Raw genomic sequence first — 14,110 nt, 5'->3', positions numbered from 1 at the left:
TTCAACTTATCGTAGCTTCTGGCTGCGCCGGTTAGGCAGCTACTGTGGTCTTGTGAACATCTACACTCGTAACTTGGCAGGCCCTTGACTCCACTCTAGTAGCTGTGCCACCCAAGTGGTAGCTACAGAAGCCACATTGCCGGAGTTCGACAGTACATTCACCTGTTCACCGTGTCGTTATTAGTATATGCCTACTGACTCGCCACTTTCTCGTCCAGACGCAGACGCAGATGCCCGCTTGGCAGCCGAGCAAGACCGGCGCCGAGAGGCCGAGGCCGCGTTGGCAGTAGCTCAGACTCGTATTACTGCTTTAGAACAACAGCTAACTGAGGCGCAGGAAAGCGGCCGGCGGCATCAGGCCCAACTTGCGGCACTAGTGCAAAACTTGCCGGTGGGTTTGCTGCTAGTGGACCCGGCAGGCCAGATTCAGTTGGTCAATTCCTATTTCCGCAGCTTATTCAACCTACCACCAACGGCTGTATTGGCCGACAGGTATCCGTCCGCCGCCCCCGACACTGTTTCTATTGATACAGCTTTCCAGGACCCGGCGGCGTTCAGTGCCCGCGCTCGTGCTATACACCAAGCCGGCAAAACAATCCTCAACCAGGAGTTTGTCTTGGCCGACGGCCGGGTGGTGGAACTTGATTACCTTGTTTTGGAGGAAGGCCAAGCCGGCCGGCTGATTTGTTACCGCGACGTATCGGAGCGCCACTTGCGCGAAGGGCAGCTCCGCACGCTCTCGTATATTCCCGAGCAAAGCCCCAATGCCGTTGTGCGGCTGTCGGCAGCGGGTGAGGTGATATATGCCAACCCCGCCGCCGGGCCGCTGCTCCGCGCGCTGGCTATCGAAGAGGCGAATGAGGTTGGGTTGCTACGCACGCGGCTGGTTGACTTGGTGCAGCATGTCTTGCACACCAGTGGCCAGCAACAGCAAGAGCTACAAGTAGCTAACCGGCACTATCTGTTCACGGCAGTGGCGGTGCCAGACGAGAAATACGCCACGCTGTACCTGACCGAGGTGACCGCGCGCCAGCAGGTAGAGCAACAATTGGGGGAGCAACGGTTGTTCTACGAAACCATTCTCAACCAGGTGCCCATGGCGGTAGCCGTGGTTGATACTGCTTTTCGCTACCTCTACGTCAACCCAGCCATAGAGCCAGACCCCGTTAAGCGGGTTCAGATGATCGGGAAAACCAACGTGGAAGCTGGGCGTGAGCGGTTGCGTCCTGTCAGTGTAATCGAGCACCGGCAGCGAGGCTTCGAAGAGGCTATGCGTAAGAAGGAGGGAGTTAGCTGGGAAGAAACATTTCCGGATGGCAGCAGACAACGTTCTGTGATTTTTCAGCTACGGCCTATTGTGGAGGCCGACGGGCAGATTCGGCGGCTCATTGCTTCAGGTATCGATATTACAGCGCGTAAGCAGGCCGAGGAACTCCAGCAAACAAGCGAGGCACTGGTTCGGGAGCAGCAAGAATTTGTGCGGCTGATTGTGGACACGCTACCTAATATTGTGTACGTAGCGGACGCTGAGGGTAATATTTCATTTCGTAATGCTGCTTTCAACGCCACAGCAGCCCGTAGCCAGCATATAGCTGCGCAAAAGCCAGCGCTGATAGAAGCGCAGGTAGAGCAGATTCGGGCGTGGCGCAGGCAGGTAATGGCAACCGGCCAGCCGTTGAACGTGGAAATGCTCCTGACCATGAACAACGACGAATCCTGCTACCTGCAAGTGCATATGCGCCCCTTGCAGTACGCCGATGGCCGCGTGGAGGTACTCATTGTCAGCACCGACATTACGGCTCTAAAGCACGCGCAACAGCAGGCCGAAGAAAATGCGCGAGCCAAAGAAGCGTTTCTGTCCCGCATGAGCCACGAGATTCGGACGCCGTTAAACGGGGTGATGGGAATGGCTACTCTGCTGGAAAAAACGCCGCTGACCCCGTTGCAGCAAGACTACCTGACCACCATGCAGCAGGCGGGACACCACTTGTTGGCCCTGATTAATGACGTGCTTGATCTGGCGAAAATCACCACTCAGCATCTGCAAATTGCCCAGGCTGCCTTCGACCTGAACGGCACGCTGGAGGGCGCACGACAGACAATAGCCGCCCTGGCCACCCAGAAAGGGTTGCTGCTAACCGTTGAGCCCGTAGCCCCGTCGGTGCGGCGCGTGCTCGGCGACGCCTACCGACTACACCAAGTGCTACTCAACCTGCTAGGCAACGCCGTCAAGTTCACGGAGGTTGGTTGTGTGCAGCTAGGGGCCGTGGTACTCAAGGAAACAGCAGCCGAAGTGACGTTGCGGTTCTGGGTACTGGACACCGGCATAGGCATTGCGCCCGCACAGCAGGAACGTATATTCGAGGCCTTCACGCAGGCCAGCACAGCCAGCAGCCACCAAGCCGGCGGAACGGGCCTAGGCTTGGCCATAAGCGAGCAACTGGTACGGCACATGGGCGGAATGTTGCAGGTGTGTAGCGTGCCGCAACTGGGCACTACGTTTTCGTTTGTCCTCACCTTGCCACGGGCCCACGAGCCCGACCAAGATGCCCTAGGCACCCTGCCCATAGACAACTACGAAGCCCTTCAGGGTTTGCGGGTTCTGCTCGCCGAAGACAACGCTGTCAACCAATGGATTGCCACCGTAGTGCTAGAGCACTGGGGCGTAGTGGTGGAAGCCGTAGACAACGGGGTGGATGCGCTGGTGGCCCTAACAACCCGCGACTTCGATGCCGCTCTGCTGGATATTAAAATGCCCGGCTTGACTGGTGTGGAGGTAACCGAAGCCCTGCGCCAACACCCCGACTCGCATGTGGCCCGGCTCCCTGTTATTGCCTTAACAGCCAACGCCTTCGAGGCAGACCGGGCCAGCTACATGGCCGCGGGCATGGATGCGTGCGTGAACAAGCCCTTCGAGGAAGCCGAGCTTTGTCGGCAACTGCTGCGGCTAACCAAGCGGTAGGCAGGCCGGTACTGCTGGCAGAAGGCCAAGCAGGCTGGTACGGAGCTCGGGTTTCGGCGTGCGCCCTGCTTGCTTGTGCTGTGGATGAGGTAAGCTTACGCTATCTGTATTTCGGGTTATTTCACTTGTTGCCCCAACTTCTCTGTAATGGCTTCTGCGCCTGCCTTTGCTGCCACTGCCCGTGCTCTGCTTGCCACCACGTTGGGCAAGGTTCCGTATTTGCGAGCCACTGAAATCAATAATTTCGTGGCCTGTTGGACCAAGGAACTACACGTGTCGCGCAACGACTTCCTGGTGTCGCCGGGCCAAACAGAACAGTACTTGTATTTCACGCACCACGGTACGTTGCGCATCTTCTACCCAACGCCAAGCGAGGAAATCTGCGTAGGCTTTGTGCACCCTACCGACATGGTGTGTTCTTTTCCCTCGTTTGCCATGGGCCGGCCATCGGAGTACGCTATTCAGGCGCTCCAACCAAGTGGGCTGATTGCCATTGCCCGCAACGACTTCCAAACCTGCCTCGACAACAGCCCCGCCCTGGCCCGCCTGTGGCGGGCAGAGTTGGAAAGAGCCTTGGTTGGGCGAATGGAGCACGAAATCGACTTGCTGCTCCCCGAACCCGCCCAGCGCCTCGAACGATTACGCCAACGCAGTCCGCACATCTTCCAAACCGTTCCGAAGAAGTACGTGGCCTCTTACCTGCGCATGACGCCTGAAACACTAAGCCGGCTCAAGTAAATCTTGATTTCAATCAAGGCGAAAGTAGAAGGCCGCCCGGACCTTTGATAAAAACAAACGTCATGACTCCCAACGCTTTCCTTTCCCAGCTAGAACACGCCACCCGCCAGCTGCTGCTCACCGTGCAAACCGAGCTAGCACCACTACGCATAACTGAACTCAACCAGCAGCCTGCCCCCAAGGCGTGGAGCATCTTGGAGTGCTTGGAGCACCTGAACCGGTACAGTTGCTATTACAATTCTGCTCTGGCAGAAGCGCTAGCCTACGGCGGCACCCCCAAGCGCGAAGTACGCTATAGCTGGCTAGGGCGCAAGTTCATTGCCATGATGGCGCCCGGCAACACCAAAAAGGCCAAAACTCTGAAGCGCATGAACCCCAGCGGAAGCCAACTGGGCCGTGAAGTAATAGTTGAGTTTCAACAGCAGCAACAGCACCTGCTAGAACTACTCGCGGAAGCCCGCCATACCGACCTCGACCGTAAAGCAGTACCAGTGGAGTTCTTTAAACTACTGAATATGCGCCTGGGCGAAACGTTCGAGTTTGTAGTGCTGCACGAACAGCGCCACGTGCAGCAAGCGCTCCGAGTGAAAGCCACCTTATCCGTAGCAACGGCAACCAACCAAGCGGCACCCGTGCGTGCAAGCCAGGCGGCGGCAGTAAGCCGCGTAACTTCCGCTTAGAGGCCAAGGGTTAGTTGGCCACGGTAAGGCTCACGTTCTTGGATGGGCTATCAGAGGAATTGTTGGCGGAGAACACCACTGCTTTAATTTCCGGATACCGTTCAGTTGCTTTTTTAGCCCACTGATAGGAGGTAGGCGAGTAGAACTGCGGGGCAAACAAGAGCACAGGCTTACTTTGCATTTCTATCTGGATGGCTACCTGCTGGCGAAACGTATTGTAGCAGTCTAGGGTGGTGTTGGCGGGTTCGGGCTGCGTGGTACAGTCGCTGGTGATCCACGTCACGTACGCCGACCCTGGGAAGTAGGCCGCAATGGAATCGGGGCGGGGTGGGGTCCAAACCCAAACCAAAGTAGTGTCGCCGGAGGCGCGGTAGCTCTTTACAAGCTGCTGCCAAGCGGCGCGGTAAGCACTCGGGCTTTTAGCCCGGATAATGGGCCGAAGCAGCAGTTGGTTTTCGTGCTTGACAATGCGCAGCACTTGCTGCTTGAATGCGTGGGTCTTGTCCGGCGCTTCGTTTGCAACCCACGTGAGCAGCGGAATATTGTGGCGCTGATTTATATCCTCGATAACGCCCACGGGCACCTGAGGAGGGGTGTTTGTTGGGAGTTCGATGCTGATAACCTGGCGAGCACTCGAAGATGTTTTGGTCCAGATGATGGCAGGCTGCTTGTTGCTGGCGGCCTGTCGCACCGGCAACGATGCTGCTTGCTTGGCGGCGAGAGGCCGACCGATGCGCAGCTCTCCGTAGCCGGTATGCGCCCAGATATAGTCCTCGGAAATAGACACGTTTTCTCGCCACTGCATCAGCACCAAGCCAGCCGTGGCCAGCAAGTGCAGTATAGCTAGCCCGGCAGCAAAGGCAATAGAGCCTGAGCGCAACCGGGTGGCAATAATGCCCGCGCCGGCTGCCAAGGTCTGGTCGAACTTTCTCTTCAACGTGTGCAGAATAGGAACCGACCACATAAACGACCGTAGCCCCATGATTAAGGCATGTTGTGCCATCAGCACCGACACCAGCAGAATGAAGGCGTTGATGAGCGCCAACGTGGCCATCAGCTTGGTGTACGGCCCCCGAATGCCCTGTACCTGCAAGCTAAAAGCCGCCGCCCCAACGGAGAGAGCTGCCAACAGCAGGTTAGGCAAACTCAACAGCCATTCGTTTTTCACTTGCCCTTCCTTGGGCGTTGGAATGTACGGCACCTTCACATTAAAGAAGGTATAGATCAAGCCCAGGGAGTACACCCACCACGTGGCGATGCGCAGAATACCACCCGCCAGATGCAAACCCGGTTCGTGCGGTTCGCGCAGCCATTGCTGGGCGTTATAACGAATGAGCAAGGCTACAGTAGCCACCGGCAGCATGTGCAGCGCAAATTCCGGCAACGAGAGGTGCCAGGGAAACTTCAGCAGCACCAGTGAAGCTACCGGCACTGCAATATCAATCAGGGCCACCAGCCCCGACAGGAAGTACAGCGGCATCATGAGGTAGTGGAGCCGCTGCCGCCACGTGAAGTGCCGGAACAGCTTGGGGTACACATGAAACAGCAAATCGAAGGTGCCGCGCGCCCACTTCAATTGCTGCATGTAGAACCCGCCCAACGTGGAAGGCACCAACCCCCGGCTTACCACCACGGGCACATAAATCGATTTCCAGCCGTGGGCGTGCATGCGCATAGCGGTGTGCATGTCCTCGGTGAGGCCCGCCGCGTGTCCCCCAATGCTGTCGAGGGCAGTCCGGCGGAAGGTGCAGTTGGCTCCAATGGCTTGCACCGTGTTATAGCTGTTCATGCCCATCATCAAGGGGCCATAGAAGTGGTACGTTTGCTCGGCCGCACCAAGGGCCACGAAACTCTCCTGCTGGTTGCCGTAAGCTTGCACCACCTGCGCGTAGCCCAAGGTAGGGTCCTCGAAATACGGAACGACTTGGTCTAGAAAGTCGGGCGTTACTTCGTGGTCGGGGTCTAGCACCACGCACAGCTCACCAGTGGCCTGCTGCAAGGCGTTGTTGATGTTGCCAGCCTTGGCATGAACTTTCAGAATGCGCGTCACGTGCACGACGCCGAGACGGTCACAGGCGGCCCGCAATACGGGGTCGTCGCCTTCGTCGCAGAGGTAATTGGTGTGCGGGTAGCGGACCGCCACCATGGCTTCGAGCGTGCGAATGATCATGGCGTGTGGCTCCCCTGGGCACGCGGTGGTGAGCATGTCCACGGTGCGAAGAGGGGCTGTGGCAGCAACCACTGGTGCAATCGGCTCTTGCACGTGCACGTAGTGATACCACTCCTGCAACATGCGCAGCATCTTATAGCAGAGCGAAAACGTGAGCAGCCAAAATAGGGGGGCGTAGCCTACGTGGTCGGAATCGGCAAACCACCAGAAGAACTGAAGTAAAAGCAGTACGCCAACGGCTACCAGCACCCGCATTTTCTTGCTTCCCTCTGCATCCTTGAACTGGATGGTAGCTTTTGCGGTAGTTAAATTATTTGAAGAAGGCTGCTTCGGAAGAGTTGAATTCTCCATAAGAAGTTTCCTGTGAGGCAAGCTGGTCAATGCTAGATACAGTATTCATTATCTAATTATTAATAGGAGTAAAAACGCTTTTTAAAGTAAAAAGGTCAATCAGTTACGCCTGCTTTCTAGCTTAAACACAAATAAATCTGAGAATAAATCTTTGCAATAATACTGCTTTTTCGGACCTTCGTCATTATAACTATGTATAAAACAAGTATTTTAACTAGATAAGCTCATCCGTATATTTAAGTAAGCTCATCTGTAATTCTAATAATGAGAATCATAAGGCCAACACTTTCAATGAGGTATGCCTCGTTCTTGAAAAGCTTAGCTGTCATTCCGTTGGTAGCGAGTATTGTACTGGCCACTAGTTGTCAGCAGAACACCGAGTCGGCACTGGCCGGTATTAAACCATTAAACCCAGCAGGGGCCGTGGTGCCCGTGCGCGTGGTACGTACGTCCACTGGGTATGAATTACAGCGAGGTGGCAAACCGTACCACATAAAAGGTGTAGCGGGCGTGCAGCATTTGGATCTGATTCGCCAAAAAGGCGGCAACTCGGTCCGGATCTACACCGCCAACTATGCTGATATTCTGCTGGATGAAGCCCACCGCAACGGCCTAACCGTGATGTTCGGATTGTGGATGCGGCCATCATACGAAAAGTTCGACTACTACGACCCTAAAGCCGTAGCCATGCAGCAGCAGCAGATATACGAGCAAGTGCTGCGGTACAAAAACCACCCGTCGCTGCTGATGTGGAACCTGGGCAACGAGTTGAACAACCACACCCTTGACATGAAGGTGTACCAGGTTGTCAACGAAACAGCGCAAGTCATTCACCGGCTCGACCCCAATCATCCCGTAACTACCACCCTAACTTCCAGTACATTTCCTATTCCGGCCATCGCGCGCCTGTGTCCAGACCTTGATGTGATTACCATCAATGTGTTCAACACGCTAGGTCGCCACGCGCAGGATCTGAAAGCAGCCGGTTGGTCTGGCCCCTTCGTTATAGGAGAGTTTGGCGGCCGCGGATGGTGGGAAGCGCCGCAAACCAGCTGGGGGGCTCCCCTCGACCAAAGTGGGTCTGAGAAAGCAGAGCTAATGGGCCGCAACTACGAATCCACTGTAGCCAGCAATGGCTCGCATTGCCTGGGCTCGTACGCGCTGTATTGGGGCAACCGTTTCGAGCAGACCGATATGTGGCTTAGCATGTTTGCTCCCACCGGCGAAAAAACCCCAATGGTTGACATGATGCAATACCTGTGGACCAAGACCGAGCCGGAAAACCAAGCGCCGAAAGTGGGCGTGATGCTGCTGGATTCTAAGCCCGATAGCCTGAGTGTGGCCCTGAAGCCCAACTTGGAGTACACTGCCTCCGTCAGTGCCTTCGATCCGGACGGTGACTCGCTGGCCGTCCAGTGGAAAGTAACCCGCGACGTAGACGAGTTCCACACGCTGCCCCAGAACCGAACTGCGCCCGAAGCTATACCGAGTGCCATCCGCCAAGCCAAGGGAACTACGGCTCTTATTCGGGCCCCAGCCCAAGAGGGGGCCTACCGATTATTAGTCAACGTGTACGACAAGAAAGGCAGTGTCACTACAAACAGCTTTCCTTTCTACGTTGGTCAGCCCAAGCGGCCGGACGTAGTCGTTAGCACCGGCAAGTAAGCTGCAAGCTAGCTCAGCCGCGTAAGTACACTTGAAGCCCCTTCCAGGTAGAACCTGAAAGGGGCTTTTCGGTGGAGCAAGTGGCTAGACTACCCGACTACTGCTTGGCAGGCGTTTCTTCTACTAGCTTGTCGGCTTCCTGATTGCGAACAACGGCTGTGTCGCCTGCTTCGGGAGCTAGGTCGGCGGTAGCGCTGTCGGCAGCGTTTTCAACAGCTTCGCCAGCATTGGCAGCCGCGTTAGTCGCGTCGGTAGCAGCGCCTTCAGCAGTTGCTTCGGCGTTTTGCTGGGTGCTTTCCGAGCAGGAAGTCAAAGCCAACGGAGCGAAAGCAGCAAGAACGAACAGGGATTTGAAGGAGATTTTCATAGCGGAAAGTGAGGTTTTTCTATGGACGAATATCACTTAATGCCATTTCACTGAAAACGTAACCTGCTCACTACTCGAAATACTTTGTCACTGTTGGGCTTGTCTGGTGGCTTGGAGAGCTAGCAAGCGGCAACTGCTGCCCTGTGGGTTAGCAGCGAAAAGCTCACTTGCTTGACCGTAGGTGACGGGGCAAGCGCAGTAGGTTTACGCCCTAGCCTTTGCTACTTTCACCTGGCAGCCAACTTCTGTTTGCCCGTTTTGCAACGCATGGTGAGAGGCAGAGTCTATGCCTGCGCGCCGTGCTGATGCCGCTGGCTGCCGCTTCCGTGCTTGCCATTCACTCTTCTACCTTCACTCTATGAAAAGCTACTTTACCTTGCTGGCCGTGTTGCTGGCTGGCGCGCAGGCCCATGGCCAGGCGCCCATCAAATTGCTGCCTTATCCCCAAACCAAAAAAGTAGATACCGTTACCACCTATTTCAGTACCAAAGTGGCTGATCCGTATCGGTGGCTGGAAAACGACCAGGCGAGTGACACCAAGGCCTGGGTGCAAGAGGAAAACAAGGTTACGCAAAGCTACCTGAGCCAGATTCCGTACCGCGACGCCATCCGGAAGCGCCTCGAAACGCTGTGGAACTACGAGAAATACGGGGCTCCATTCAAGGAAGGCAAATACACGTATTTCAGCAAGAACACGGGCTTGCAAAGCCAGTCGGTGCTGTACCGGCAGCAGGGTACCGGCACGCCCGAGGTATTTCTCGACCCCAATATCTTCTCGAAAGATGGCACTACGTCATTGGCCGGCATTAGCTTCACCAAAGACGGCAGCCTGGCCGCCTACCAGATTTCGGAAGGCGGCTCGGACTGGCGCAAGGTGATTGTGCTGCGCACCGCTGACAAGTCGATTGTGGGGGATACGCTCAAGGACGTCAAGTTTTCGGGCACTGCTTGGAAAGGCAACGAAGGCTTCTACTACAGCAGCTACGACAAGCCCAAAGCCGGCAGCCAGTTGGCTGGTAAAACCCAGTTGCACAAGCTGATGTACCACAAGCTCGGTACGCCCCAAAGCACCGATGTACTCGTGTTTGGGGGCGAGAAAACCCCGCGCCGCTACATCAACGGCTCCGTAACCGAAGACCAACGGTTCCTCGTCATTTCGGCCCGCAATACCACGACCGGCAACGAACTCTACCTCCAAGACTTGAGCAAGCCCGGCAGCGCTATCGTGCCCGTAGTAGACAACGAGAAAACCATCAATCAGGTAGTTGATAACGTGGGCAGCAAGCTATACATATTCACCAACCTAGAAGCGCCCAACAACCGCGTAGTGACCGTGGACGCCGCCTCGCCCAAGCCCGCGAACTGGAAAAACCTGATTCCGGAAACCAAAAACGTGCTGGATGTAAACACTTCCGGAGGCAAGCTATTCGCCATCTATCTCAAAGATGCTACCTCGCTGATTGAGCAATATGACATGGCCGGCAAAAAGGAACGGGATATTGCGCTGCCCTCGATAGGCTCGGCTGCTGGCTTCAGTGGCAAGAAGGAAGAGAAAGAAACCTACTACACTTTCACGTCCTACATCTACCCGCCCACCATCTTCAAGTACGACATTGCCACCGGCAAGTCCACGGTGTTCAAGAAGGCCAACGTGCAGTTTGACCCCACCAAGTTTGAGTCGAAGCAGGTGTTTTACACTTCCAAAGACGGCACCCGCGTACCCATGCTTATCACCTACAAAAAAGGCTTGGTGATGAACGGCAAAAATCCCACGCTGCTTTATGCCTACGGCGGATTTAATGTCAGCATGACGCCTAGCTTCAGCACGTCCAATATCATTCTGCTTGAGAATGGCGGTATCTATGCCGTAGCCAACCTGCGCGGCGGCGGCGAATACGGCGAGAAGTGGCACCTGGCCGGTACCAAACTGCAAAAGCAAAACGTGTTCGACGACTTCATTGCGGCTGGTGAATACCTAATAAAAAACAACTATACCTCCAAAGACTACCTCGCCATTTCAGGGGGCTCCAACGGGGGCCTGCTGGTAGGGGCCGTCATGGCCCAGCGGCCCGACCTTGTTAAAGTGGCCTTCCCCGCCGTAGGCGTGATGGACATGCTGCGCTACAACCAGTTCACGGCCGGTGCAGGCTGGGCCTTCGACTACGGCACTGCCCAAGATTCCAAGGAGATGTTCGAGTACCTCTACAAGTACTCGCCCTACCACGCCCTGAAGCCCGCCAGCTACCCCGCCACCATGGTTACCACCGCCGACCACGACGACCGGGTGGTGCCAGCCCATTCCTTTAAGTTCGCCTCCCGGCTGCAGGAGTCCCAGAAAGGCACTGCCCCCGTCCTGATCCGTATCGAAACCAAAGCTGGCCACGGAGCAGGCCGTTCCACCGCCCAAGTAATTAGCGAGCAAACCGACAAGTGGGCGTTTCTATTCCAGAATATGGGCGTCCCCTATAACGTAGCCAACTAACACCGCTCGAAATAATTGTCGACTGCTTGATTACAGAAAAGGCTCGCTTTTAACTAAAGCGAGCCTTTTCTGTAATCAAGCAGTCGATGGCGGTAATATATATTGTGGTTGTGCTACTTATTTAGAATACAGTAAAATCAAAGGTGTTCTGAAATGATAGGTTTAGGCAAGTGAAAAACTAGGTTGTTACTATGTTTTACCTCTCGTCTTTGAAAACATCTATAGCTAGCGTCTAATAGCCATTGTAAAAATAGAATCATTAATTATCAAATAATAATCATCTGATCCCCTGTCTTTTGGAATAGATATGGCTTCGACTCCAAGGCTATCATTCCTAAGAATTTTAATATCATTTTTATATAATATTTTGCTAATTGAATCATTTTTAAACATTAGATCTACAGACTTTACCCTTTTATATTCGTCGCTAAACGTCTTAGCGTTAATATAAGCATTAGAGTATTCAATCGTTTTAATGCTTCTATTTCCATTTCTTTTGTCTACAAGATAAATCAAGGTCACTGCGAAAAATGATATTACTTTAATGCCAATAAATAAATAGTACATGTTTTTTACACTCATTTTCTTATTGTATTGAAGGATAAGTGGTGATGGAAACAGAGGTTGTATAATAAATCGTTTCCTAAGTACCATTAGCAGCTAGTGGCCTTGAGTCAAAAAGTGTCAGTCACTTTCCTTTACACCCCGCCTTGTCATGTACTAATTAGTGATAATTGATAAGTGTGTTGAGCCTTAGTCGTAGGCAATTATCAATAGCTTTTAAAGTAATTTCTCTCAAAAATTTATTCTAGGTGGCTCCTTGTCCTGAGTAAGGTGAGTGAAGGGCAATGTAAGCCAGCGTAAGCTCAAAAATAAAACAGCCACCCAGACGCATGTCTAAGTGGCTGATTCAAGATGAGCGAGAAACGAGGCTCGAACTCGCGACCCTCAGCTTGGGAAGCTGTGTATTTAGTGTAATCGCTAGTTGTTATGGGTTGTCAAATCTTTGTTTTTAGATCAATTTCGCAGATTTGATTTATTAGCCTTACTGGCTTTTCATCGTTATTTAGTATACTTGTTTAAACCAGTGTTTAAACCGCCGCTGGTTTAAACACCATGAGCAAAACTACTGAACATAAGGAAGGTAAGGCTTCTGTGAAGGCCGTTTACTTCACTTCTAAAACCCTGTCGGATGGCTCCCATCCATTTATGATTCGCATCACCAAGGATCGAAAGCTAAAATACATTGCTACTGGCCTAAGTCTGCATCCGAATTATTGGAACCCTAAAAAGAAGGAAGTCCGGCGTAGCTACCCAGAGCCCGATCGGGAGAACCTACTGGTGAGACTGGAAGAATGGGAGAAGAAATATGCAGAAGCAGCAAAGACTTTAAGTTTGGCTGATGAGCAACATGACGCTCCGGCTGTAGCTAAGAAGGCGGCTGAAGGGCGCCAAGCGCAGCGGCGCATCAAACTATTAGCCTACATTGAGGAGCTAGCCGCTGGAATGGTAGTTGCCGGTCAAGTGGGTAACTCTACCGTGTACCGTGACCTAGGAAATCAGTTGGCAAAGCACCTAGCATCTAAAGCAGGCATTGGAGAGCCACCGCTTGGCAAAGGATTGGAGCCGCAGCGCATCGCCTGGGTGCAGCAGCACGACATCCCGTTTGACCAAGTTACAGTTGCCTTCTGTCAGCAGTGGGAAGAAGCCTTACGGGGTTCGGGAATAGAGGAAATTACTCTTTCGCTTCGCTTCCGGACGTTGCGGGCGGTGCTTAACAAGGCCATTGCGGCTGGGGTAGCGAAAGTCGAGAAATACCCTTTTGCACGTAACGTAGCTGAAAAGCACAAATTCCAAGTCGGCAAGTTTGATGTAAGCACCGCTAAGCGCGCCATCACCCGCGACGATATTCGCCGGCTGGAAAACTTGGTGGTAACTACAGAACGCCATCAGCTGGCAAAAGCAGTATTTGCTTTCTCCTTCTATTGTGGTGGTATCAACTTTGTGGACCTCGCGCAGCTCCGTTGGCAGAATCTATTGCCCGCAGATGGTGGACTACGGCTTACCTACGTGCGGCAGAAGACGGGCGGCAAGTTCTCTGTCAAACTCTTGGCGCCGGTAGAAGCCATAGTAGAGCAATACCGCGCTATCACCCAAGTCAGTCTGACTAGCTACCTCCTCCCCATTCTGGACGCTACCAAGCATCTTACTCCCAGTCAAGTGAAAAATCGCCTACACAAGATTTTAGGTCAGGTTAACGCCGACTTAAAGGAACTGGGGGAGAAGGCTGGCATCGCTACGCCTCTCACTACCTACGTTGCCCGCCACTCCTTTGCTACCACCTTGCGGCGAAGTGGTGCTAATACAGCTGTCATTTCACAGGCCATGGGCCATAAATCGGAAGCTGTTACAGCTATCTATTTAGATTCGTTTGCCTCCGAACAGGTCGATGCTGCTTTCGAAGGCCTACTTTAGTAGGATTGTAGGAGGTAAAATATTTTGAGAGAACGACGGCATCGGCTACCGAGCCTACTATATAGCTCTGGAACTGATATTATTAAATAAGGCCGAAACGTTGGTGAAGCAGGCGGCGACGCTAACGGCATGCAACAAAGGGCAACCGGTGCAGAACCTTGCGGGGCCCATGCACAGGTTTTGGCGCAGTGGCTTGGTTCTCTAATGTTGCTACTGGCGG

Annotated in this window: 9 protein-coding genes; 6 read left to right on the top strand and 3 right to left on the bottom strand. The window is 53.8% G+C overall.

Annotated features, from left to right (window positions below; genetic code table 11):
• Positions 1-187 precede the first annotated feature (187 nt).
• From MTX78_RS19860 to MTX78_RS19850, 3 genes are all read left to right on the top strand, one after another.
• The gene (locus MTX78_RS19860; protein WP_243797691.1) at positions 188-2,962 is read left to right on the top strand and encodes a PAS domain-containing protein; all 2,775 of its coding nucleotides are present in this window, start codon (positions 188-190) and stop codon (positions 2,960-2,962) included.
• Positions 2,963-3,109: 147 nt separating this feature from the next.
• Positions 3,110-3,700, top strand: a complete 591-nt coding sequence (locus tag MTX78_RS19855) for a Crp/Fnr family transcriptional regulator (protein ID WP_243797689.1) — start codon at positions 3,110-3,112, stop codon at positions 3,698-3,700.
• 62 nt (positions 3,701-3,762) lie between these two features.
• Complete coding sequence (locus MTX78_RS19850) at positions 3,763-4,380, top strand: DinB family protein (RefSeq protein ID WP_243797687.1); 618 nt, start codon at positions 3,763-3,765, stop codon at positions 4,378-4,380.
• A 10-nt stretch (positions 4,381-4,390) separates the two neighbouring features.
• Here the strand turns inward: MTX78_RS19850 and MTX78_RS19845 are convergent, their stop codons facing one another.
• Complete coding sequence (locus MTX78_RS19845) at positions 4,391-6,901, bottom strand: glycosyltransferase family 2 protein (RefSeq protein WP_243797685.1); 2,511 nt, start codon at positions 6,899-6,901, stop codon at positions 4,391-4,393.
• A 309-nt stretch (positions 6,902-7,210) separates the two neighbouring features.
• On the opposite strand from MTX78_RS19845, the gene MTX78_RS19840 reads away from it, so the two are divergent.
• Positions 7,211-8,566 (top strand): glycoside hydrolase family 2 TIM barrel-domain containing protein, encoded by a 1,356-nt coding sequence (locus MTX78_RS19840; RefSeq protein ID WP_243797684.1) that lies wholly within the window; start codon positions 7,211-7,213, stop codon positions 8,564-8,566.
• Positions 8,567-8,663: 97 nt separating this feature from the next.
• Here the strand turns inward: MTX78_RS19840 and MTX78_RS19835 are convergent, their stop codons facing one another.
• On the bottom strand, positions 8,664-8,933 hold the full coding sequence (locus tag MTX78_RS19835; RefSeq protein ID WP_243797682.1) for a hypothetical protein: 270 nt from the start codon (positions 8,931-8,933) through the stop codon (positions 8,664-8,666).
• A gap of 358 nt (positions 8,934-9,291) precedes the next feature.
• Between MTX78_RS19835 and MTX78_RS19830 the strand changes: the two genes are divergently transcribed.
• Positions 9,292-11,415 carry a prolyl oligopeptidase family serine peptidase gene (locus MTX78_RS19830; protein WP_243797680.1) on the top strand — a complete coding sequence of 708 codons (2,124 nt, stop codon included), beginning with the start codon at positions 9,292-9,294 and terminating at the stop codon, positions 11,413-11,415.
• A 225-nt stretch (positions 11,416-11,640) separates the two neighbouring features.
• On the opposite strand, the gene MTX78_RS19825 is transcribed toward MTX78_RS19830, so the two are convergent.
• Positions 11,641-11,997, bottom strand: coding sequence for a hypothetical protein (locus MTX78_RS19825; protein ID WP_243797679.1), 357 nt, complete (start codon positions 11,995-11,997; stop codon positions 11,641-11,643).
• 534 nt (positions 11,998-12,531) lie between these two features.
• Here MTX78_RS19825 and MTX78_RS19820 point away from each other — a divergent pair.
• Entirely contained in the window at positions 12,532-13,890 is a 1,359-nt protein-coding gene (locus MTX78_RS19820; RefSeq protein WP_243797677.1) for a site-specific integrase, read from the top strand.
• Positions 13,891-14,110 lie beyond the last annotated feature (220 nt).

This window comes from Hymenobacter tibetensis, assembly GCF_022827545.1.
Classification (GTDB): Bacteria; Bacteroidota; Bacteroidia; order Cytophagales; family Hymenobacteraceae; genus Hymenobacter; species Hymenobacter tibetensis.
This window is presented reverse-complemented; position numbering and strand designations above follow the sequence as displayed.